Origin of the sequence: Flavobacterium anhuiense (assembly GCF_004151235.1) — a bacterium.
GTDB classification, from domain to species: domain Bacteria; phylum Bacteroidota; class Bacteroidia; order Flavobacteriales; family Flavobacteriaceae; genus Flavobacterium; species Flavobacterium anhuiense_A.
Genome location: NZ_JUIV01000011.1, coordinates 54,358 through 76,716 on the forward strand (window position 1 = coordinate 54,358; position 22,359 = coordinate 76,716).

Below are 22,359 nucleotides of genomic sequence, written 5' to 3' on the forward strand. Positions count from 1 at the left end.
AGAGTCGTTCTAAATAACATTTAAACTTTATTTTGATTTTCGTTTCAAAAAAATATCGCTATGGGTTCTCAAGAAATTATAAAAATTGAAGACGACTTTACGCTGATCCGTTTTCAAAATGACAGTCTCGAGCCATTTTATGCACAGCATGAAATAGGTACTGGTCTGATACAGTTTCACTTCGGGATAAAAGGAAATGCAAAATTCTTATTCAATCAAGGCAATTATGCATTAGAATTAAAAGAAGAAAAATCGCTTCTTTTGTACAATCCGCAGAAAGAATTACCGCTTAATTTAGAACTTGCGCCAAACTCTTGGGTGATTTCTGTAATTGTTTCAATCAAAAAATTTCACGCGTTATTTTCTGCCGAAGCTGATTATATTACATTTTTAAGTCCTGACAATAAGGATAAAAAATATTATAACGAAGGAAATATCAGTCCGTCAATGGCAATTGTTTTGAGTCAGTTGTTTCATTACAATCTTCATCCGTCCATAAAAAACCTTTATTATAAAGGAAAAGGATACGAATTGTTAAGTTTGTATTTCAACAGAACTGAAGACCCAAATGCTGAACAATGTCCGTTTTTAATTGATGAAGACAATGTTTTGAAAATCAGAAAAGCAAAAGAAATTGTAATCGCCAATATGGCCGAACCGCCAGGGTTGCAAGAACTGGCAGATGAAATTGGTTTAAATTTGAAAAAACTTAAAATGGGTTTCAAACAGATTTATGGCGATACAGTTTACGGTTTCCTTTTTGATTACAAAATGGATTTCGCTAGAAAACTATTAGACAGCGGTTCTTATAATGTAAACGAAGTTGGATTGAAAATTGGCTATAGCACGGGAAGCCATTTTATAGCGGCATTCAAAAAGAAATTTGGAACAACACCAAAAAAATATTTGATGTCTATTAATGTGAATGTTTAAATTTTTTTTCGCCACGAATTCACGAATTAATCTGTGTAAATCTGCATGAAAAAATTTCTCGAATTAGTCAAATAAATTTTGAATATTCTACAATAATTAAAAAGTAATAAATATCATATTTCGAATAAAGTACAGCGTGTACTTTTGCCGAAATTTTTAAAACAAATAAAAGCTTAAAAGCAAAAAAAACATAATGAAAGGCGTATTATTAGTAAACTTAGGTTCTCCAGACAGTCCAACTCCAAAAGATGTAAAACCTTATTTAGATGAATTTTTAATGGATAAATATGTGATCGACGTTCCGTATTTATTGAGAGCATTATTAGTTCGTGGGATTATTTTAAGAAAAAGACCAGAAGAATCGGCACATGCTTATTCAAAAATTTGGTGGGAAGAAGGTTCTCCATTAGTGGTTCTTTCAGAAAGAATGCAGCAAAAAGTACAGCCTTTAGTAAATGTTCCAGTTTCGCTGGCAATGCGTTACGGAAGCATGACAATCGAAAAAGGACTTCAGGAATTGAGCGATAAAGGAGTTACAGATGTTCTTCTTTTTCCTTTATATCCGCAATATGCAATGGCTTCGACTTTGACTATTTTAGTGAAAGCAGAAGAAATTCGTAAGAAAAAATTCCCTCACATGAAATTTACAGATGTTCCGGCATTTTACAACAAACCGGATTACATCAAAAACTTAGCAGATTCTATTCAGAAACACTTAATTGGGTTTGAATACGATCATTTATTGTTTTCATATCACGGAATTCCAGAGCGTCATATTCGAAAAACCGATGTGACGAAATCACATTGTAAAATTGACGGTTCATGCTGTAACACGCCATCGCCGGCACATGAATTCTGTTATCGTCACCAATGTTATGAAACTACAAGACAAGTCGTTAAGTTATTAGGCCTTCCAGAAGATAAATACAGTTTAACTTTCCAATCTCGTTTAGCTGGCGATAAATGGTTAGAACCTTACACAGATGTTGAAATCGATAACATGCCAGCAAAAGGAATCAAGAAATTAGCAGTTGTAACACCAGCTTTCGTTTCAGATTGTTTAGAAACTTTAGAGGAAATCGCCATGCGTGCCAAAGAAGATTTTGAAGCAAATGGAGGAGAGGAATTCTTGGCAATTCCATGTTTGAATGATGATGATGAATGGTGTGAAACAGTTGCTTCTTGGATTAATGATTGGGCTAAATAAAAATAAATGAATAGATTAAAATATAGTGCGATATTATTTTTTGTTTTGGTAACCCTTTCAGGTTGCAAAAAAAACAATTCTCTTGTAGATAATAAATTTTACGATAAAACATTCAAGTGGCAGATTTTTGTGCCAGATGATTATGAAAAGGTAGATTTAAAACAGAAGTTAGATGTTAAAGGAGATACAACTTTAGCAAAAAAGAAACATTCAATTGTTGTTTTTAAGAAAGATGAAGCCAATTACTTTTCAGTGAATTACGAAGATTTTTTTGGAAGTGATATTCGAGCGCTTGATCTAAATATGAAATTAAAAGATTTTCTTCTTTTAAAAGATATTGGCAAAATTTATCCAAAGGGTAAAATGGGAGATTATTCAGTTAGTACTGAATATATTTCGGGTTTGCCATTTAGAAGAGCTAAAATAGAAATAACTGAGTACGAGAAAAAAGTAGTAACGTTAGTTCTTTTTTCTCGAGGTTTTAATGGTAGAATCTTTATCAATTCTATAGTCTACGAAAATGAAGATGATGGTAAAGAAATGATCGACCTTTTTAAAAAATCTACATTTAAGAAGTAATGGAATACTACAACTATCTAAAATCACTGCATCTTATATTTGTAATTACCTGGTTTGCGGGTTTGTTTTATATTGTGCGTTTGTTTGTTTATCAAATTGAAGCAAGTGAGAAACCTTCGCCAGAGAAAGAAATTTTGCAAGCGCAATACAAAATAATGGCCTATCGTTTGTGGTACATTATTACGTGGCCGTCGGCAGTTTTGGCGAGTATTTTTGCTTTTTGGATGCTTTTTTTTACAGATGCAGGACACGTTTGGCTTACACAATCTTGGATGCATGTAAAATTATGTTTCGTTTTCCTTTTATATTTATATCACGGAAAATGCCATCAGATTTTTAAGCAACTGCAAAGAGATGAAGTAAAATATTCAAATAATTTTATGCGTTTGTGGAATGAAGGCGCTACGATTATTTTGTTTGCCGTTGTATTTTTAGTAGTTTTAAAAAGTGCCATCAACTGGATTTTCGGCGTAATCGGAATTATTTTATTCTCGGTTTTAATTATGCTTGGATTCCGTTTTTATAAAAGAATTAGAGAGAGAAAATAGTTATGAGTTATGAATTATGAGTTGTTTATGACACTTAACTTATAATTCATAATTCATAACTCATAACTTAAAAAAAACATGCTAAACTTCAAAATGTCAATGCTTTCCCTTCGTACCAGGATATTCCTGTCGATGATTGTATTGATTGTTGTGGCATCTTTTTTATTGGCTTCGATTTCGATTATTCAGTTTAAGACTGAGGCCAAAGAATACCACCAAGAACGTTTAGAACGAAAAGAAAATGCCGTAAAAGAACACATCAATTATGTTCTGGCGACTACAACTTATCCGCTAAAAACCCAGAATTTAGATTTAATTTTTAAAGATAAAATTCATGAGCTGGCGCAGATTCACAAAATTGAAATCAATATCTACAGTTTGGATGGAAAACTGCTCAAATCTTCTAAAGAGTCTTTTGCTGTTGATAAAGCTCCACCTCCAATTCCGGAATATATTCTAAAACTGGTTCGTTCTTCCATCGAAAAACGTTTTGTAGATATTAAAACGATAGATGGAGTTAAGAACCGATCTTCATACAGCTTAATTAAAGACGAAAAATTCAAACCACTCGGAATCCTGAATCTTCCGTATTTAGAAGATGACGGTTATTACGATAACGAGTTGAATACTTTCCTGATTCGTCTGAGTCAGGTTTATTCTTTTATGCTGATTGTGGCTTTTGCATTGGCGTATTTCCTTTCAACGTACATCACGAAATCATTAAAAACGATCTCTGAGAGATTAGAAGAAACCAATCTGGATCAGAAAAATGAGAAAATTGTTCTGGAAGCGAATAGTAAAGAAGTCAATTTCTTGATTACAGCTTATAACGGAATGGTGGACAAATTGGAAAAAAGTGCTATCAAACTCGCCCAAAGCGAACGTGAAGAAGCTTGGCGCGAAATGGCGAAACAAGTTGCACACGAAATCAAGAATCCGCTTACGCCAATGCGTTTGACGGTTCAGAGTTTCCAGCGAAAATTTGATCCTTCTGCCCCTGATGTGAAACAGAAAATGAATGATTACTCTGAGACTTTAATTCAGCAAATTGATACCATGACGGCTGTTGCTTCGGCATTTTCGAATTTTGCATCGATGCCAGCTCAGCAAAATGAAACTTTAAATGTGGTTGAGGTTGTCGAATTGGCTTTAGATATTTTCAATGAAGATTATATTGTTTTCGAAAAAGAAGAAGAAGAAATCATTTCCAAAATGGATCGTACGCAATTGATTCGTGTCATTACCAATTTGGTTAAAAATGCGACTCAGGCCATTCCTGAAAGTCAGTTTCAGAAATCGATTGTGGTTACTGTAAAAAGACAGGATAATAATGTTGAAATTGCCGTAAAAGACAACGGAATTGGAATCCAGAAACAAGATATAGGAAGAATTTTCGAACCAAAATTTACGACTAAAACCAGCGGTATGGGTCTTGGACTCGGAATTATCAAAAACATTATCGAAAATTACAAAGGAACAATTACCTTTGAATCAACTTACGGAAAAGGAACTACGTTTACAGTTTCTCTCCCTATCACCAACTCATAAAATATAGCGTCATGAATTACGAAAATATCTTAATTTCTATTGAAGAAAAAGTTGCTACAATTACCATTAACAGACCAACCAAATTGAATGCCTTAAACAAAGCAACGATTAGCGATCTGAGTAATGCCATTCAAGCATTAGCTAAAAATGATGATGTTCGTGTTGTTGTTTTAACCGGAAGCGGAGAAAAAGCTTTTGTAGCTGGAGCAGATATTTCGGAATTTGCTAATTATACAACTGTCGAAGGCGCACAATTAGCTGCTGAAGGACAAGAATCTTTATTTGATTTTATAGAAAATCTTAAAAAACCAGTTATTGCAGCCGTTAACGGTTTCGCTCTTGGCGGTGGATTAGAATTGGCAATGGCTTGTCATTTTAGAATTGCTTCTGATAATGCAAAAATGGGACTTCCAGAAGTAACTCTTGGTCTGATTCCAGGTTACGGAGGGACACAGCGTTTGCCGCAATTAATCGGAAAAGGCCGTGCAATGGAATTGATTATGACCGCCGCAATGATCACTGCTGAACAAGCAAAAGAGTACGGTTTGGTAAATCATGTTGTGCCTCAAGAAGAGCTTTTGTCTTTTACAAACGTAATTGCTCAGAAAATCATTAAAAATGCTCCGTTTGCGATTGGAAAAGCTATAAAATCAATCAATGCCAATTTTAAAGATGGTAAAAATGGTTTTGATACTGAAATAAAATCATTCGGTGAATGTTTCGGAACGCAAGATTTTAAAGAAGGAACAACAGCTTTCTTAGAAAAACGTAAAGCAGAATTTACAGGAAAATAATTTTCTTAACCGCAAAGTTCGCAAGAAAATCTAAAAACTTAGCGAACCTTGCGTAAATCTTTGCGAACTTTGCGATTAAATAATAGACAAAGATTTTAAAAACTTAGAATCTTAGCATCTCAGAACTTTAGAAACTTAAAAAAAATGTACGAACCAATATTTGCCCTTTTTTGTGAACGAGTTAAAGAAAGCATCCAAAACGGAACTTTCGCAAAACTGACTTTGGCTAAAACGATGGGCGATACGGAACTTAAGAATGTATATTTCAGATTGGTTCTAAATGAAGATAATACATTCTCAATTTCACTAACTTTTCGATACAAAACAGAAGAAATCGAAAGCATTCATACGTTAAATGAAGCTTTACTGATTTTGGGTTCACACATCAAAAAACCTTTCTTGACTGCACTTTTGTTTACGACAGATGACGATGTGACTTTCAAAGTAAACAAAAAGAACGCAGGAAGTATTATAGAACAACCGCCAACATTTAAGAATGCTTCGCCAGTAATGTTGGAAATGATAGAGAAAGGAATTGTTTAGTTTTTAGGAGCTAATCCCGCTATCCGTTCCAATCTTTTGTGGCGAACCCCGCCACAAAAGGATTTCTACTGCTATCGGGGCTAGGAATCCCGTTTTCAAAAGAATGTTTATCGGCTAATTGTCATTTCGACGAAGGAGAAATCTTCACAAGTAACTCCGTAAAGAGAATCCAATCTTTGCCGAGCTTCTCACGAAGATTTCTCCTTCGTCGAAATGACAATATTGTATATTATTGGAAGTATTTTAAAACTATAAAAGCGTAATATATCTCTGCGAAATAACCTCTAAACCAGCTTCACAAACAAATTAGAAGCAATTTTATTCGAAATAGACAATTCTCTATCATTCACTTTAATTTTAACCGATAAATCGAAAGATTCTTTAGAAAGGAATTCAATTTTAGAACCCAAAGCAATTCCTTGTTTGTCTAGATATTTCAAAAACTCCGATGAAGTATCTTTTACACCAACACAAACGCCAGTCTGATTTTCTTCCAATTCAGATAAAAGCTGTTTTTCAATTTTAATGATTCTTCCATTCGCATCTGGAATTGGGTCGCCATGCGGATCTTCAGTCGGATTTCCAAGAAAATCATCCAAACGGTTAATCAATTGCTCCGATTTGATGTGCTCTAATTGTTCTGCAATATCATGAACTTCATCCCAGCTGAAGTTTAGTTTTTCAACTAAAAAAACCTCCCACAAACGGTGCTTTCTCACAATCATTTTGGCTGCCAGTTTTCCGTTTTCAGTCAAAGAAACACCTTGATATTTTTTATAATTTACTAAATCTTTCTCTGCCAGCTTTTTAAGCATATCGGTTACAGAGGAAGCTTTCGTTTCCATAATTTCAGCAATAGCATTGGTGCTGACTTCAGTTTCTGATGCAGCAGTCAGATGATAGATCGATTTAAGGTAATTTTCTTCTGAAAAGGTCATTTTTTTAAAGATTCTAAGGTTCTGAGATGCTAAGATGCTAAGTTTCTGTTGAAGCTTTTATAAAAAACTTAGAATCTTAGAGCCTTAGTATCTTAGCAACTCTATTTAACAATCAACAAAGGTATTGAAATTTTATGTCTCAATTTATCTACCGTTGTGCCGAAAAGAATATCTTTTAGTCCAGTGTGGCCGTGGGTTCCCATAACGAGAATATCAAAATTGCCTTCGTTTATGATTTTCGGAATTATTTTGTTTGGTTTTCCAAAACCAAGTTCTGTTTTGATCTTAAATCCTTTTTCTGAAAGCATGTCTTTATATTTCAGCAATAATTTCTCATCAATGGTTGTTTCATAGTCTTGTATATGAACTCCATACATTAAGGCACCGACCGTTTCTACGATGTGAATGAGTGTATATTCCGTGTCAATGCCACCCAATTCGAAGGCTTTGTTTAAAGCCGCTTCATCTGCATGTGAGAAATCTACAGAGACAGCAATGTTTTTAATGCTCTTGCTTTCTCTTGGCGAAAACTTCAATTTTAGGTTATGAGGCGAATGATTTATAGCTTTTGATTTGAATTTGGCAATAAATGGTTTAAAAACGATGTATAACAATAGAGCTGAGAATCCGAAAGCTAGCGGAACAACCGTCAACCAAAGAACCATCGGATGATCTGAATTTGCTAACCATGAAGTGATTTCATCATAAACCAATTTGGCATTCAAAGAAACAATTATAGAGGCAATAATCCAAGAAACCACTTGCGTAGTTCTAGAAATATGAAACCCTTTCATTTTAGATTTGTCACTCACAAAATGAATTAGCGGAATAATAGCGAATCCGAGCTGTAAACTTAAAATAACCTGACTTAGAATTAGCAATTTGCCTGTTACGCTTTCGCCATAAATCAAAATTACAATTACAGCAGGAATAATTGCAATCAAACGCGTTATAATTCTACGAACCCAAGGCTGAATTCTGAAATGAAGATAACCTTCCATTACAATTTGTCCGGCAAGTGTTCCTGTTACTGTTGAGCTTTGTCCCGCAGCAATTAAGGCTACGGCAAATAAAATAGGCGCCCATTTGGTTCCTAAAAGCGGTTCAAGAAATTGGTGTGCATCTTGAATTTCGGCAACTTCAAACATTCCGTTTTTATGGAAAGTCGCGGCGGCAAGAATTAGAATAGCTGCGTTTACGAAGAAAGCGAGATTTAAAGCAATCGTAGAATCGATCAAATTGTATTTTAATGCTTGTTTGATTCCCGCTGGAGTTCTATCAAATTTTCGTGTTTGCACTAAAGACGAATGCAAATACAAGTTGTGCGGCATTACAGTTGCTCCGATAATTCCAATTGCAATATATAAAGCTGCAGAGTTTGGAATCGAAGGAATAAGCCCAGCTAAAACTTTGTGCACTTCTGGTTCTGCAAAAATCATTTCAAAAATGAAAGAGAACCCAATAATAGCCACTAAAGCAATAATGAAGGCTTCCATCTTACGAATTCCTTTATTGATCAGGAAAAGCAATAAAAAAGTGTCTAAAACGGTAATTAGAACAGCTTCGAGTAACGGAATTCCGAAAAGAAGATTAATTCCGATTGCCATTCCGAGAACTTCTGCCAAATCGCAGGCCGCAATGGCAATTTCGGCTAAGAAATATAAAATGTAGTTGATGTATTTGGAGTACGTTTCTCGAGAGGCTTGCGCAAGATCGCGCTGTGTTACGATTCCGAGACGAGCGCTTAAGCTCTGCAAAAGCAAAGCCATTAAGTTACTCATCAATAAAACCCAGACTAAAGTGTATCCGAATTGGCTTCCGCCGGCAATATCGGTTGCCCAGTTTCCTGGATCCATGTAGCCAACGCTTACCAAATAAGCTGGGCCTAGAAAGGCTAAAATTTTTCTAAAACCCTTTTTTTTATTTTGTGTAGAAACTGATTCGTGGACTTCTTCTAAAGATTTGGTCATTGTAAAAGTATTGTTTTCACAAATATAGAGAAAAATTATATTCGCGAAACAATATTTTTAGACGAGTCTAAAAGCTAAATGTTAGAATTTAAACAATTCGGACACAATCCTGATAGCGTAAAGTTGATTTCGTTCACTTTGTAATTGTGCGGCATAATATAACTCGGCTTAACATTTTCAAGGCAAGTAATCTCGTGACAATTCTCGCAGCTAAAATGTGCATGGTTGTGAATATGCACACGTTGATGCGAATGATTGCATTTGGCATATTTTACTGTTCCATCTAGATTAGAAATCTTATGGATAACATCTTCATTAATCAAACGATCCAAAATTCTGTAAATGGTAACGCGATCGCACAAATCATTTAATTGTTTGTGAATTTCGGTGTGCGAAAGAGCCGTTTTAGATTTCTCAAAAACCTCTAAAACAGCCGTTTTTGCTGCGGTATTACGTGTGGTTTTCATTTTTTATGAAGTTAAAAATTAAACGCAACAATGTTGCAATTGATAAAATTGTATATATTTGCAACAAAATTGCATTAAGCAAATGTACACGAAATGAAGAAAATAAGCACATCCTTTTACGATATTTTAGGAATTTCTAGCGCAACCATCTGTCTGGTTCATTGTTTGATTTTTCCTCTTTTAACGATCCTGCCTTTAGGACTGAGTCACAATCCTTTTATAGATTTACTATTTGCTTCGATAGGTTTATTTGCAATTCTCAAAATTATAAAAAAATCATCTCTTTTGGTATCGTCCATTTTAGTTGTTTCAATGGCACTCATTTGGATTAGTGTTTTGACAGAACTTCTTTTAGATATTCATCTAGATTTGATTTATTTCGGAGGGATTGGAATGATCATTGGACATTTAATCAATTACAAATTACATAGAAATCAAAATCATTAAAATAACTCATTGGGTGAAAGTAAAATTTAAACACATAGAAACATAGATTTATTGTTTCTTTTTAAGGGTACAGAAAAAGCAAGCTTTAACACATAGTTCTATGATTAATTATTCTAGTGAAACGCCTTTTTACAAATCCTAAAAGCTATGTTTCTATGTGTTAAACTAATTTCACTCAACAGATTAAAATAGAAATAATATGGAACAGAAGCATTTTGAAGTGATTATCATTGGCGGCAGCTACAGCGGATTGTCTGCCGCAATGAGTTTAGGACGTTCTTTGCGTCAGGTTTTAGTCATTGACAGCGGTCTGCCTTGTAACAGACAAACACCGCATTCTCATAATTTTATTACGCAAGATGGTGAAAAGCCAGCGGTTATTTCGGCGAAAGCCAAATTGCAAGTGGACATTTATAAAACAGTTCAATTTTATAACGGACTTGCGGTAAAAGTATTTAAAACAGAAAATGGTTTCGAAATTGAAACAGAATCAGGTGCTATTTTTTCTTCTCGAAAAGTTTTATTTGCAACTGGAGTTAAAGATTTACTGCCAGAAATTGAAGGTTTTACATCTTGTTGGGGAATTTCGGTTTTACATTGTCCGTATTGTCATGGCTATGAAGTTAAAAATGAAAAAACCGCAATTATTGCCAATGGAGAAATGGGTTTTGAATATGCAAAACTGATTTCTAATTGGACAAAGGATTTGAGATTATGCACCAATGGAAAATCAGAATTGACCTCAGAACAAACACAAACGCTTAAAAGTCATGGCGTTTTAATTTTAGAAGAAGAAATAGAATCTTTTGAGCATCATGAAGGATATATTAAAAACATCATTTTTAAGAACGGAGAAAGAGTGGAAGTGAAAGCGATTTACGCAAGACCGCCTTTTGAACAGCATTGCCCAATCCCTGAAATTTTAGGATGTGATAGTAACGAACAAGGATTGCTGAAAGTAGATGCGATGCAGAAAACAAACATTCCAGGTGTTTTTGCAAGTGGAGATTGCACAACTCCAATGCGATCTGTGGCAATTGCTGTTTCTACAGGCTCTTTCGCTGGAGCGGTGATCAATAAAGAACTTATCGACGAAGACTTTTAGTCAATAGAAAAGAGTAGTTAAACAATATAAGTTATATAAGTTCATTTTAGCACAAACTTAAATTATCTTATATAACTTATATGGTTTTAAAAAAAATATAACATCTTGATTTCAATCAGTCTGAAAATTTTGTTTTAAGAATAATTATTTGTCAAATTTAATTTTTAGATTTGTCTAAATTTAATTTTAAAAGAATGAAATATTTATTTTTGACAATATTAATACTTTCAGCTAAAAGCCTATACTCGCAAAATATCTCAGGAAAAGTCGAATTATCAATTCCTGTAGGTCAGGAAATTAATGTTAGCTTATTAAATACAAACTTTAAAGCACAAACCGATTCTCTAGGATTTTATAAACTCGAAAATATTCCGAAAGGGAATTATAAAATAAATGTGACCTCGACGGGATTCAAACCTATAACCCAAAGAATTTCTGTTTTAGAAAATGAAAATTTGAATCTTGATTTTGAATTACAAGAAGATCAAAACGAATTGAACGAAGTGGTAGTTTCTGGAACTTTAAAACCTGTAAAACGATTAGAAAGTGCCGTTCCTGTTGAGGTTTATTCGCCAGTTTTCTTCAAGAAAAACCCAACACCAAGCATTTATGATGCATTACAAAACATAAATGGAGTTCGTCCGCAGCTCAATTGTGGAGTTTGTAATACTGGAGATATTCACATAAACGGTTTGGAAGGTCCGTACACTTTGGTTATGATTGACGGAATGCCAATTGTAAGCAGTCTTTCTACGGTTTATGGCTTGTCTGGAATTCCGAATTCTCTGGTAGAAAGAATCGAAATTGTAAAAGGTCCAGCTTCGTCTCTTTACGGAAGTGAAGCGGTTGGAGGTTTAATCAATATCATTACTAAAAACCCGACTAATGCACCCGTTTTTTCTGCCGATTATTTTACGACTTCTTATTTTGAAAGCAATCTTGATTTAGGAATGAAGTTTAATGCCGGAAAAAAAGCAATTTCGCTTATTGGGGTTAATTACTTCAACTATGATCAAGTAATAGATAAAGACAAAGATAATTTTACCGATGTAACGCTTTCTGAACGTATTTCTGTTTTTAATAAATGGAGTTTTCAAAGAAATAATAATCGCCTTTTTTCGATCGCTGCGCGCGGAATGTATGAAGATCGTTGGGGTGGAGACATTCGTTGGGAGAAAAAATATCGTGGCGGAGATGAAATTTATGGGGAAAGCATTTATACCAAAAGAGCTGAATTAATTGGAAGTTATCAATTGCCTTTTGAAGAAAAACTGATGCTCTCCTTTTCTGGAAATGTGCATTATCAAGATAGTCGTTACGGAACAACTTCGTATATCGCCAATCAGAAAATTGGATTTTTGCAACTGACTTGGGATAAAAAAATAGGAAGAAACGATTTGCTGGCAGGAATTGTAAGTCGATATACTTATTATGATGACAATACACCTGCAACAAAAGAAGCTGAAAATACTTGGCTTCCAGGAATTTTTGTTCAAGACGAAATTACCTTTTCTCCAAAAAGCCAAGTTTTGTTAGGAATGCGTTATGATTACAATTCTATTCACGGATCTATTTTTACACCGCGATTTGCTTACAGATTTAAAGCAAACGAAAACACCATTTTTAGATTAAATGCAGGAACTGGATTTAGAGTTGTGAATTTATTTACGGAAGATCACGCAGCTTTAACGGGTTCTAGAGATGTCATTATTAAAAACGACTTAAAACCCGAGCAGTCAGTAAATGTGAATTTGAACTATATTCAGAAAATCAATTTCGGAAACGGAACCTTTATGGGAATCGAAACAACGGCTTTTTATACCAGATTCAGCAATAAAATCATTTCAGATTATGAGACCAATCCAAACGAAATTATTTACGACAATATTGATGGTTATGCTTTGAGTCAAGGAATCAGCACGAATATCGATCTTAATTTTCCGTCGGGATTAAAATTTATTGTCGGAGCAACGGTTTTGGATAATAAAAATGTCGAAAATGGAATTTCTGAAAGACCTTATCTAACTGAGAATTTCACAGGAACATGGAGCATTTCGTATAAAATTCAGCCTTGGAATTTATCAATAGATTATACAGGAAATGTTTACAGTCCAATGAAATTGCCTTTGTTGAGCGAAACTGATCCAAGAAGTCCAGATTCGCCGTGGTACAGTATTCAGAATATTCAGTTTACGTATTCGGGATGGAAAGATTTTGAAGTTTATGGCGGAATCAAAAATCTGCTGAACTTTACTCCAAAACAGAATAATCCGTTTTTGATTTCTAGAACCAACGATCCTTTCGACAAAAATGTGCAATACGATTCGGCAGGAAAAGTATTGGTAACACCAGATAATCCATACGGTTTAACATTTGACACGACTTACGTTTATGGACAGAACCAAACTATTCGAGGATTTTTGGGATTGCGATATACTTTTAGGTGATTAATTTTTAACACATAGAAACATAGTTTAACTTTGTGTAGAAGAGGCGTTTCACTTGCATCAATTCACATAGGTGTGTAGAAGCTAGCTTCTTTTGTAATCTTTAGAAAAGAAAAAATCTATGTTTTTATGTATTTAAAATTTTTGAGACAGATTGTTTTCGTCTGTCAGGCTGAGCGGAATCGAAGTCTATATCCTATTGGTGCGCCCTTCGACTTCGCTCAGGGTGACAAAAAAGTAAAATCTGTTTAATCCTTTTATCTCGATAAATATCGGGAGCTGTAAACAAAAAAAATGAAAAAGCTAGTTCTACTTATTTTCTTCTTCGGAATAACTTCAACAGGATTCTGCCAATTAAAAAGCAGGACTTTTGAAGAAGTAGATAGTTTGCAGCAAATTCAAAAACGGAAAACCATTGTTTTCATCCATACCAATTGGTGTCAGTTTTGCCAGCGAATGAAAGCCACAACTTTTAAAGATCAAGAAATTATAGAAAAACTAAACTCCGATTTTTATTTTATTAATTTTAATGCAGAGGAAAAAAGCGATATCAAATTCGCAAATCACACTTTCAAATACCTGCCTTCTGGAAATAATGTCGGAGTTCACGAACTGGCATTGCAATTGGGAACAATTAATAATCAAATTGCATATCCGACCTTATGTGTTTTGAATGATAAAAACGAAATCATTTTTCAGTACAATATCTATTTGGGTACAAAAGAGTTTAAAGTTCTTTTGGAAAAATTGAAAGAGTAGCATTTTTATGATACTAGCATAGTAGATTATTGCTAATGAGGTAAATAATGTGTTTTTTGATACGCCCTTAAAATTTATTTGCAAATCGTTGTAAAGCTTTGCAAATCAAAAACTTTCTGATAATCAATTAGAGATGCTTTTGCCGTATATATCTGTTGTAACACCTACAGATCGACTTTAGCATTTCTGTTTCTAAAATATTTTAGGAGCTTTAAAGCTCTTTGATTTTTCCTTGTGTTTTGAATAACGGATTCTCTGGATAGAAATATAAAATTCATATAGGAAGAATGATAACTTTTTGTGAAATAATAATTTGATGATTAGGTGTTTTTCAGAAAATGTTTATCCATTTGTTCAAAATAGGACTCGATACTAAATTTTTTCATTGCAAATTCATGAATTTCTTCGGGCGTGAATTTTCTAGAATCTTCAATGCAATAATCAAAAAACTGAAAAATATTCTCATCGATTTGTTTTGGAAGCAAATAAGCACCAGGTTGTTCATCTTTGGCTAATTTAGGCAGAACACCAACAGGATTTCCTGCAATTGGTCTTCCGCAGGCAAGCGCTTCAATAGTGACCATTCCAAAACTTTCTGAATAGGAAGGATAAAAAACAATGTCTGCGCGAGAATAAGTCAGTTCGTTGATGTTGTCAATTGTTAATCCGACTAAAATTTCAGTGTTATGCAAATTTTGAAAAAGCTCAGTATTTGATGGATTGTTTGAGGCAATAAGAAGCCTCCAATCGTTTTGCTTTTCAACAAGTTTTGATAGTTCTTGCAATTCGGCTATCCCTTTTCCGTGTTCTAGTCTGCCGATATATACAATTGTTTTAAAGTCAGTGGATGGCTTTTTTATTGGATAAAAATTCGTTTTATCAATACAGTTTGGTACTACACTTATTTTATCTTGATTAATTCCATAGTACTGCATTAGGTCTTTTTTGACATTGTCTTCAACAGCGATTATTTTCTTGGCATTTTTGCAGGCTTTCATTTGAAGTCTTGCAATTCTGCTTAATTTTGGATTTCTTCGGCCGTAGTCCAATTCCATTTTATGAAAACAGCCGTGAGATATTACACAATCTGTCGGATAATATGCCGTGGGTTCACCATTACTTATGACTTTTTTGTTCGAACGATAATGTAGCCAAAGAAACACTGTAATATATCTTGCGATATATTTTGCTCTTCTTTTTTCGAAGTGTCTTATATTGAATAACTTCCAATATAATTTTCCTATGAAACTATTTTTTAAACGATCTTCATCAATTATTTCAGTCAGAATCTTTCGGCTTTTGAGATACTCATCCAAATAATGAACCATGCGTTCAGCACCGCCCGCATTAGATTTTCCGTTTAGAAATACCAAATAAATTTTTCTTGCTTTTATCATCTGAAGTCTTTTATCGAATAGTTTAGTTTCTGAAAAAACAACAGGAATGTTTTTTTTTTAAACTCATAGATAGAATCTGAAAGGTTATAAACTGCTTTAAAATCAGGTTCATAAGTTTTAATGGAAGGGGATGATTTATGCATCTGGCAGAAATTTTGTTTTTTTAATACTAAAGAATAAAATAAATCATTTTGTAAATAACGGCAAAATGAAAGGAAAGAATAAATTTTCTTATTTTTGAAAATGAACTCTTCGCAAATTCAACATTTCGACTATATTTTTACAGGAACAGGCCTTGCATCTCTGATGACGGTTTATAAAATGATTTTGTCTGGAAAATTTTCCGGCAAATCAATTTTACTATTAGATCAAGATGTGAAAAAAACCAACGACAGAACTTGGTGTTTTTGGGAAAAAGAAGAAAGCGTTTGGAATTCTGTGATTTCGAAAAAATGGGATTCGGCTTTTTTTGCCAACGAGGATTTTAGACGTGATCTGGATCTAAAACCATATTCATATAATAAAATCAACGGTTTAGACTTTTATAATTTCGTTTTCGAAGCTATTTCAAATCAGTCCGACATTACTTTTTTAAACGAAAAAGTGACTGATATCAACGAACTTGAAACTCATGTTTTTGTTGGAACGGAGCAAAATCGATACACTTGCCAATATCTTTTCAATAGCATTTATACTAAGGCTTTCGTCGAAAGGCAAAATAAATATCCTGTTTTGCAACAGCATTTTGTGGGTTGGTTTGTGAAAACGCAAGAAGAAGTTTTCAATCCTGATGAAGTCACGTTTATGGATTTTTCGGTTGAGCAAAAAGGAAATACAAGATTTATTTATGTTCTGCCGACTTCAAAAACGGAAGCTTTGGTTGAATATACTTTGTTTTCGGAAAAACTGCTTTCGAAAGAAGAGTACGAAAATGAAATTCAAATTTATCTGAAGAAACTCGGTGCAAGCCAATATGAAATTCTCGAAAAAGAGGAGGGAAGTATTCCCATGACTTGTTATCCTTTCTGGGAGAAAAATACCAAAAGGGTCCTGAATATTGGTACAGCTGGCGGTTGGACAAAAGCTAGCACAGGTTATACATTCAAAAATTCAGATAAAAAATCTTCGAAATTGATTGAATTCCTTGAAGAGAAAAATGCTTCGACTTCGTTCAGCATGACATCGTTTTATAAAAAAAGTAGGTTTTGGTTTTACGATTCATTGCTTTTAGATATTCTCTATCGAAATAATGAATTGGGAAGTTCTATTTTCTCTTCTTTATTTAAAAAAGGAAATCCTGAATTGATTTTCAAATTTTTAGATGAAGAAACGAGTTTTTTTGAAGATTTTGAAGTAATCATAAAATGCCCGAAAGGGCCATTTATAAAGGCTCTAGTTCGCAGAATGTTCCAAGAAAAAGGATAAAGTTGACACTTTCAACTTGATGACTTTCAGACTTTCGACTTTCTCAATCGAACTATAGCAAAACTTTATACTTCAAAGTAACTAGTTGCGACTAAACTTTGTAACTTTGCAGTTCAAAAAGTACAATTTAAAAAACAAGAATATGTATCCACTAGAAATGGTAAAACCAATGGAAGCTGAATTGACAGCTGCTGGTTTTCAAGATTTACATAGTGCTGAAGCTGTTGAGAATGCTATCAAAGCTGAAGGTACCACTTTAGTTGTTGTAAACTCTGTTTGCGGGTGCGCTGCAAGAAATGCACGTCCAGGAGCAAAAATGAGTTTGGAAGGAGCTAAAAAACCAGATCATTTAATTACTGTTTTTGCAGGTGTTGACAAAGAAGCTGTTGACGCTGCAAGACAACATATGTTCCCATTTCCTCCATCTTCGCCATCTATGGCTTTGTTTAAAAACGGAGAATTGGTTCACATGTTAGAGCGCCACCACATCGAAGGACGCCCAGCTGAATTAATTGCTGAGAATTTACAGGATGCGTTTAACGAATTCTGCTAATTTTAAAGATACGAAGTTGATAAGATTCTGAGATACTAAGTTTAGAATTGAAGTGACAAAGATTTAAAAAACCAAAGAGGCTGTCCTTTTGAGACAGCCTCTTTTTGTTTTTATATGTTTAGTTTAAAAAACTTAGAACCTTAGCAACTTAGAATCTCAGAACCTTATAAATTCCATCCCCCGCCAAGTGCTTTGTACAATTCAACCATTGAACTTAATTGTCTTTCAGATAATTGTGCTAAACTTAATTGAGCATTAAAAAGATTAGTTTCTACATCTAAAACTTCTAAGTAAGAAACGTAGCCGCTGTCATATCTTTCATGAGATAATTTAAAGTTTATTAGAGCCGCTTGCACTTGTCTGTTGCGGGCTTTCCATTCTTCTTGATAAGTTCGAACGTTTTGTATCGATTGTTCTACTTCAGAAACGGCATCAATATATTTTTGTTGATAAAGAAATTTGAATTGTTCTGCCTGATGTCTGTTTATTTCAACTCTTCTTTTGTTTTTTCCGAAAGCGAATATTGGTCCTGCAATTCCGCCAGAAGCATTTTGCATATATGAGCTTCCTAAAAATAGATTACTCAAATCGGCACTGGCAAATCCGGCAATTGCAGCAAGATTAATAGATGGAAAGCGCATTGCTTGAGCTACGCCAATTCTTTCATTGGCAGCCACATATCTTAATTCGGCTGCTTTTACGTCGGGTCTGTTTTCTAATAATGCAGACGGAATTGACAATGGAATTTTGCTAACGATCTGCAATTCGGTATTACTTTTTCCTCTCGGAATTTCAGTAGGAAGCTGGCCTGTAAGCAGTGCAATGGCATTTTCTTGATAGGTTATTTGTCTTTCAATATTAGGAATTGCTGCTTCAGCAATGGCAACTTGTTGTTCAATCTGTACTTTGTCAACTTCAGAGATATACCCTTTTTCAAATCTCTCGCTTATGATTTGATAGTACTTTTCTCTGGTTTCAAGAGTGTGTTTGGTTATTTCCAACTGATCATCAAAATTTCGCATCTGAAAATACGCTATGGCAATATTGGCGACGATATCAGACAATATTACTTTACGAGCTTCTTCTGTCGCTAGAAGTTCATTTTTAACAGCATTATTTTCATGACGATATTTCCCCCAGAAATCAAGTTCCCAAGACATAGTTGCGCCAGCGGTCGATGGCGTAATGTATTTCTTGTTGCTGTTTATAGTAGCTCCATACTGAAAAGACGGAAATAAATCGGCTTTGGTATAACCTAATTGAGCGCGAAATTGCTCAATTCTCGAAACTGCAATTTTTAGATCATAGTTATTCTCAAGACCTTTTTGAATAAGACCTTTTAAAACATCATCATTAAACAGATCAAACCATTTTAAATTGGTTACTGAAGCGAGACTGTCTAAATTTCTTTCGTTTCTATAAGAATCTGATTTTAACTGCTCAGGTTTTTTATATTTTGGACCAACCATACATCCCACCGGAAATAAGGAAAGAACCAGTACAATAACGATTATTTTATATTTCTTACTCATGGTCTGTAGTATTTGATTCTACATTGTTTCCTCCTGTTGTGATTGTTTCTTCTTTCTTGTGTCCAATTTTTTCAATCATAACAAATAACCCCGGTACAATTAATACACCTAAAACGGTGGCAATCAACATTCCGCTAAATACGGCCATTCCCATTACAATACGAGCTTGAGAACCTGCACCTGTAGCAGTCAATAACGGAACAACCCCGAGAATGAAAGCAAAAGCAGTCATCAGAATCGGTCGAAAACGAAGTCTGGCAGCGTACATTGCCGATTCGTAAAGAGGTTTTCCTCTTTCATATTCTTCTTTGGCAAACTCAACGATCAGAATGGCATTTTTCGCTACCAATCCAATAAGCAAAACGAGTCCGATTTGTGCAAAAACGTTATTGACATAAGCATCACTTCCAAATCTTGCTAGAAGAAGTCCTAAAAATGCTCCGAATACCGCAAAAGGAGCTCCAAGCAATACACTAAATGGCAGTTTCCAGCTTTCGTATTGTGCGGCTAGGATTAAGAATACAAAAACCAATGCCATAATAAATACGGATGATCCTCCAGGTGAATGTTTTTCCTGATATGATAAGTTGATGTAATCGTAGCTCATGTCCGCTGGCAGAGTTTCTTTGGCTACTTCTTCCAATGCAGTTAAAGCCTGCGCACTACTATAGCCATCATTCGGGCTTCCCCCAATTTCTGCAGATCGGAATAAGTTTAAACGATTCGTAAAATCGGGACCCGAAACTTTGGTTGCTGTAACAAGCGTGGAAACCGGAAGCATGTCGCCTTTATTGTTTTTCACGTAAATCATATTTAGATCTTCTGGTTTAACACGATTGACAGCTTCTCCTTGTACATAAACTTTATATTGACGTCCGAAACGGTTAAAGTCATTTACATAACTTCCTCCCAAAAATGCTCCAAGCGCTTCGGTAACTTTAGAAACGGGTATTCCTAATTTCATAGCCTTGTCGTTGTCGATATCCAGTTTAATTTGTGGAGTACCAGCATTAAAAGTGGTGTAAATTCGTTTTATCTCTGGACGCTGCTGTGCTGAAGCAATAAATTTTTGTGTCTGTTCTGCTAAATATTGAGGCGTATTACCTCCGCGGTCTTGCAGCATTAAACTAAATCCAGCGGAAGCACCCAAACCTTGAATTGCGGGCGGACCAAATGAAAAACAGGTTGCTGTCGTAATTTGAGTGGCCAGTTTTTTATTGAATCGATCTACAAACTGTTTAGCCGTTTCAGCTCTTTCTTCCCAAGGTTTTAACGAAATAAAGATGAAAGCATTATTAGGTTGATAGGAGTTTGTAAGCATACTAAATCCGTTTATGGTTGTATAAGACAGAATAGATTTTTCTTCTTTAAGAAAACTGTCTACTTTTCTTGATATTTCATCGGTACGCTGTAATGATGATGCAGGTGGTAAAGCAATATTTACTAAAACATAACCTTGATCTTCCTCAGGAATAAATCCTAACGGAATCTTTTTGCCTAAAAGTACAATTGAAGCGAGGATCACAGCGAGTAAAACAACAATACGCATTGCTTTTTTGGCAAAAAATGTTGCCCCGCCAATATATTTTCCTGTAACATTTTCGAAAACTCTATTAAACCAAGAAAAAAATTTAGCAAGCCATCCTTTTTGCTGGTCAAGAGGTTTTGTTGGTTTTAAAAGCATGGCACAGAGTGCAGGACTTAAAGATAAAGCACTAAATGCTGAAAAGGCGACCGAGACGGCAATGGTTATGGCAAATTGCTGATAAAAGCGCCCCGTAATTCCAGGTGTCATCGCTACTGGGATAAAAACGGCACACAAAATCAATGCAATCGCAATTACTGGTCCAGAAACTTCTTTCATAGCTTGAATAGTAGCTTCCCGCGGATTTTTTCCATGTTCGATGTGATGTATTACGGCTTCTACAACCACAATCGCATCATCGACCACGATACCAATTGCCAATACTAATCCTAAAAGAGAAAGCGTATTGATCGAAAATCCTAACATTGGGAAAACCGCAATAGTACCTATCAGCGAAACTGGAACCGTAATTAACGGAATTAAAGTAGCGCGCCAATTTTGTAGAAATATGAATACCACCAAGATAACCAATATAATGGCCTCAAAAAGTGTGTGGACGATATCATCAACTCCTGCGGTAATAGCAAGTGTAGTATCTAATGATTCTTGGTATACAACGTCTTGCGGAAATCTTTCAGACAATTGTTTCATAGTAGTTTTGGCAATTTCAGCTACATCAAGGGCATTACTTCCGGGCATTTGGTATACCGCAACAACGGCGCTAGGAGAACTATTTCTTCTGGCTGTTGAGCTGTAATTTTCAGTCCCTAATTCGATTCGGGCAATATCACCCAATAAAACTTGTGCTCCATCTTCTTTGCTTCGAACTACGATATTTCCAAATTCTTTTTCAGTAACTAATCGGTCTTGAAGTGTTACACCGTATGTAAATTCAGTATTAGGAGGTGCTGGTTCAGCCCCAAATTTTCCTCCTGGACTAATCATGTTTTGTGCATTCAGTGCATTTTTGACATCTTCAACAGTCACGCCGAGCTTACTCATCATATCTGCCTTTAACCAAATACGCATGGAGTAATCGCTTCCTCCAAAGAGAGCAACTTCTCCAACTCCTTTTATACGAGCCAGCTGGTCAACGACATTTATACTGGCGTAGTTATTTAAAAACTTGGCGTCATATTTTGGATTGTTAGACGTAATGGTAAACAACATCATCGGGAATGATAGGGACTTTTTTACTACGACTCCCTGTTGTTTAACACTAGAAGGCATAAATGGAGCGGACTGGTTTTGCCTGTTTTGCGTAAGCATATTGGCATTATCCAGATTAGTTCCCACATCGAAAGTAACTTCAATAGTACAAGCACCATCAGAAGTGTTGATCGATTTCATGTATAGCATATTTTCGACACCATTTACTTTTTGCTCAATAGGAGTTGCCACTGCCTGTTCAACATTCAGCGCATTTGCTCCAGTAAAAGAAGTGGTAATTTTTACAACAGGCGGATTAATATCCGGATATTGCGAAATAGGTGTTTTTTGTAATGCCAGTAATCCAAGTATCACAATAATAATACTAATTACAATGGCAACAATCGGTCTTCGAACGAAAAATTCTCCCATA

Annotated in this window: 19 protein-coding genes; 13 read left to right on the plus strand and 6 right to left on the minus strand. The window is 34.8% G+C overall.

What is annotated here, in order from left to right; genetic code table 11:
• Positions 1–60 precede the first annotated feature (60 nt).
• The 7 genes from NU08_RS13945 to NU08_RS13975 all read left to right on the plus strand — a co-directional run bounded on the left by NU08_RS13945 (position 61) and on the right by NU08_RS13975 (position 6,152).
• The gene (locus NU08_RS13945) at positions 61–933 is read left to right on the plus strand and encodes an AraC family transcriptional regulator (RefSeq protein ID WP_129747799.1); all 873 of its coding nucleotides are present in this window, start codon (positions 61–63) and stop codon (positions 931–933) included.
• A 193-nt stretch (positions 934–1,126) separates the two neighbouring features.
• On the plus strand, positions 1,127–2,140 hold the full coding sequence (gene hemH / locus NU08_RS13950) for a ferrochelatase (RefSeq protein ID WP_129747800.1): 1,014 nt from the start codon (positions 1,127–1,129) through the stop codon (positions 2,138–2,140).
• 6 nt (positions 2,141–2,146) lie between these two features.
• Entirely contained in the window at positions 2,147–2,719 is a 573-nt protein-coding gene (locus NU08_RS13955; RefSeq protein ID WP_129747801.1) for a hypothetical protein, read from the plus strand.
• Complete coding sequence (locus tag NU08_RS13960) at positions 2,719–3,267, plus strand: CopD family protein (protein ID WP_129747802.1); 549 nt, start codon at positions 2,719–2,721, stop codon at positions 3,265–3,267. The genes NU08_RS13955 and NU08_RS13960 overlap by 1 nt, the downstream gene beginning before the upstream one ends.
• Positions 3,268–3,399: 132 nt before the next feature.
• Positions 3,400–4,815, plus strand: coding sequence for a sensor histidine kinase (locus NU08_RS13965; protein ID WP_129747803.1), 1,416 nt, complete (start codon positions 3,400–3,402; stop codon positions 4,813–4,815).
• An 11-nt stretch (positions 4,816–4,826) separates the two neighbouring features.
• A complete protein-coding gene (locus NU08_RS13970) occupies positions 4,827–5,609 on the plus strand; it encodes an enoyl-CoA hydratase/isomerase family protein (RefSeq protein ID WP_129747804.1) in 783 nt (260 codons plus the stop codon).
• 144 nt (positions 5,610–5,753) lie between these two features.
• Complete coding sequence (locus tag NU08_RS13975; protein ID WP_129747805.1) at positions 5,754–6,152, plus strand: hypothetical protein; 399 nt, start codon at positions 5,754–5,756, stop codon at positions 6,150–6,152.
• 284 nt (positions 6,153–6,436) lie between these two features.
• Here the strand turns inward: NU08_RS13975 and NU08_RS13980 are convergent, their stop codons facing one another.
• From NU08_RS13980 to NU08_RS13990, 3 genes are all read right to left on the minus strand, one after another.
• Positions 6,437–7,090: a metal-dependent transcriptional regulator gene (locus NU08_RS13980; protein WP_111368214.1), complete on the minus strand. Its 654-nt coding sequence runs from the start codon at positions 7,088–7,090 to the stop codon at positions 6,437–6,439.
• A 101-nt stretch (positions 7,091–7,191) separates the two neighbouring features.
• Entirely contained in the window at positions 7,192–9,060 is a 1,869-nt protein-coding gene (locus NU08_RS13985; protein ID WP_129747806.1) for an Nramp family divalent metal transporter, read from the minus strand.
• Between the two features lie 74 nt (positions 9,061–9,134).
• Positions 9,135–9,527, minus strand: a complete 393-nt coding sequence (locus tag NU08_RS13990; protein WP_008465649.1) for a Fur family transcriptional regulator — start codon at positions 9,525–9,527, stop codon at positions 9,135–9,137.
• A gap of 93 nt (positions 9,528–9,620) precedes the next feature.
• On the opposite strand from NU08_RS13990, the gene NU08_RS13995 reads away from it, so the two are divergent.
• The 4 genes from NU08_RS13995 to NU08_RS14010 all read left to right on the plus strand — a co-directional run bounded on the left by NU08_RS13995 (position 9,621) and on the right by NU08_RS14010 (position 14,285).
• On the plus strand, positions 9,621–9,974 hold the full coding sequence (locus tag NU08_RS13995; protein ID WP_008465648.1) for a MerC domain-containing protein: 354 nt from the start codon (positions 9,621–9,623) through the stop codon (positions 9,972–9,974).
• Positions 9,975–10,173: 199 nt separating this feature from the next.
• Positions 10,174–11,079, plus strand: a complete 906-nt coding sequence (locus NU08_RS14000; protein ID WP_129747807.1) for an NAD(P)/FAD-dependent oxidoreductase — start codon at positions 10,174–10,176, stop codon at positions 11,077–11,079.
• Between the two features lie 194 nt (positions 11,080–11,273).
• Positions 11,274–13,526: a TonB-dependent receptor gene (locus NU08_RS14005; protein ID WP_129747808.1), complete on the plus strand. Its 2,253-nt coding sequence runs from the start codon at positions 11,274–11,276 to the stop codon at positions 13,524–13,526.
• Positions 13,527–13,820: 294 nt separating this feature from the next.
• Positions 13,821–14,285, plus strand: a complete 465-nt coding sequence (locus NU08_RS14010) for a thioredoxin family protein (RefSeq protein WP_129747809.1) — start codon at positions 13,821–13,823, stop codon at positions 14,283–14,285.
• Positions 14,286–14,605: 320 nt separating this feature from the next.
• Here the strand turns inward: NU08_RS14010 and NU08_RS14015 are convergent, their stop codons facing one another.
• Complete coding sequence (locus tag NU08_RS14015) at positions 14,606–15,682, minus strand: glycosyltransferase family 4 protein (protein WP_129747810.1); 1,077 nt, start codon at positions 15,680–15,682, stop codon at positions 14,606–14,608.
• 243 nt (positions 15,683–15,925) lie between these two features.
• On the opposite strand from NU08_RS14015, the gene NU08_RS14020 reads away from it, so the two are divergent.
• Both NU08_RS14020 and NU08_RS14025 read left to right on the plus strand, forming a co-directional pair.
• Positions 15,926–17,107, plus strand: a complete 1,182-nt coding sequence (locus NU08_RS14020) for a lycopene cyclase family protein (protein ID WP_129747811.1) — start codon at positions 15,926–15,928, stop codon at positions 17,105–17,107.
• A 142-nt stretch (positions 17,108–17,249) separates the two neighbouring features.
• Positions 17,250–17,660: a BrxA/BrxB family bacilliredoxin gene (locus tag NU08_RS14025; RefSeq protein ID WP_008465639.1), complete on the plus strand. Its 411-nt coding sequence runs from the start codon at positions 17,250–17,252 to the stop codon at positions 17,658–17,660.
• Positions 17,661–17,824: 164 nt separating this feature from the next.
• Here the strand turns inward: NU08_RS14025 and NU08_RS14030 are convergent, their stop codons facing one another.
• Positions 17,825–19,192 (minus strand): efflux transporter outer membrane subunit, encoded by a 1,368-nt coding sequence (locus NU08_RS14030; RefSeq protein WP_129747812.1) that lies wholly within the window; start codon positions 19,190–19,192, stop codon positions 17,825–17,827.
• A complete protein-coding gene (locus NU08_RS14035; protein WP_129747813.1) occupies positions 19,185–22,358 on the minus strand; it encodes an efflux RND transporter permease subunit in 3,174 nt (1,057 codons plus the stop codon). Before NU08_RS14035 ends, NU08_RS14030 begins: the two co-directional genes overlap by 8 nt.
• Between the last annotated feature and the right edge of the window lies 1 nt (position 22,359).

Coding starts and splice junctions, on each gene's coding strand:
- NU08_RS13980 (WP_111368214.1), bottom strand. CDS start 7,090: ATGACCTTTTCAGAAGAAAATTACCTTAAATCGATCTATCATCTGACT.
- NU08_RS13985 (WP_129747806.1), bottom strand. CDS start 9,060: ATGACCAAATCTTTAGAAGAAGTCCACGAATCAGTTTCTACACAAAAT.
- NU08_RS14035 (WP_129747813.1), bottom strand. CDS start 22,358: ATGGGAGAATTTTTCGTTCGAAGACCGATTGTTGCCATTGTAATTAGT.
- NU08_RS13990 (WP_008465649.1), bottom strand. CDS start 9,527: ATGAAAACCACACGTAATACCGCAGCAAAAACGGCTGTTTTAGAGGTT.
- NU08_RS13945 (WP_129747799.1), top strand. CDS start 61: ATGGGTTCTCAAGAAATTATAAAAATTGAAGACGACTTTACGCTGATC.
- NU08_RS13955 (WP_129747801.1), top strand. CDS start 2,147: ATGAATAGATTAAAATATAGTGCGATATTATTTTTTGTTTTGGTAACC.
- NU08_RS14025 (WP_008465639.1), top strand. CDS start 17,250: ATGTATCCACTAGAAATGGTAAAACCAATGGAAGCTGAATTGACAGCT.
- NU08_RS13970 (WP_129747804.1), top strand. CDS start 4,827: ATGAATTACGAAAATATCTTAATTTCTATTGAAGAAAAAGTTGCTACA.
- NU08_RS14030 (WP_129747812.1), bottom strand. CDS start 19,192: ATGAGTAAGAAATATAAAATAATCGTTATTGTACTGGTTCTTTCCTTA.
- NU08_RS14020 (WP_129747811.1), top strand. CDS start 15,926: ATGAACTCTTCGCAAATTCAACATTTCGACTATATTTTTACAGGAACA.
- hemH (WP_129747800.1), top strand. CDS start 1,127: ATGAAAGGCGTATTATTAGTAAACTTAGGTTCTCCAGACAGTCCAACT.
- NU08_RS14000 (WP_129747807.1), top strand. CDS start 10,174: ATGGAACAGAAGCATTTTGAAGTGATTATCATTGGCGGCAGCTACAGC.
- NU08_RS13995 (WP_008465648.1), top strand. CDS start 9,621: ATGAAGAAAATAAGCACATCCTTTTACGATATTTTAGGAATTTCTAGC.
- NU08_RS13975 (WP_129747805.1), top strand. CDS start 5,754: ATGTACGAACCAATATTTGCCCTTTTTTGTGAACGAGTTAAAGAAAGC.
- NU08_RS14005 (WP_129747808.1), top strand. CDS start 11,274: ATGAAATATTTATTTTTGACAATATTAATACTTTCAGCTAAAAGCCTA.
- NU08_RS13960 (WP_129747802.1), top strand. CDS start 2,719: ATGGAATACTACAACTATCTAAAATCACTGCATCTTATATTTGTAATT.
- NU08_RS14010 (WP_129747809.1), top strand. CDS start 13,821: ATGAAAAAGCTAGTTCTACTTATTTTCTTCTTCGGAATAACTTCAACA.
- NU08_RS13965 (WP_129747803.1), top strand. CDS start 3,400: ATGATTGTATTGATTGTTGTGGCATCTTTTTTATTGGCTTCGATTTCG.
- NU08_RS14015 (WP_129747810.1), bottom strand. CDS start 15,682: ATGATAAAAGCAAGAAAAATTTATTTGGTATTTCTAAACGGAAAATCT.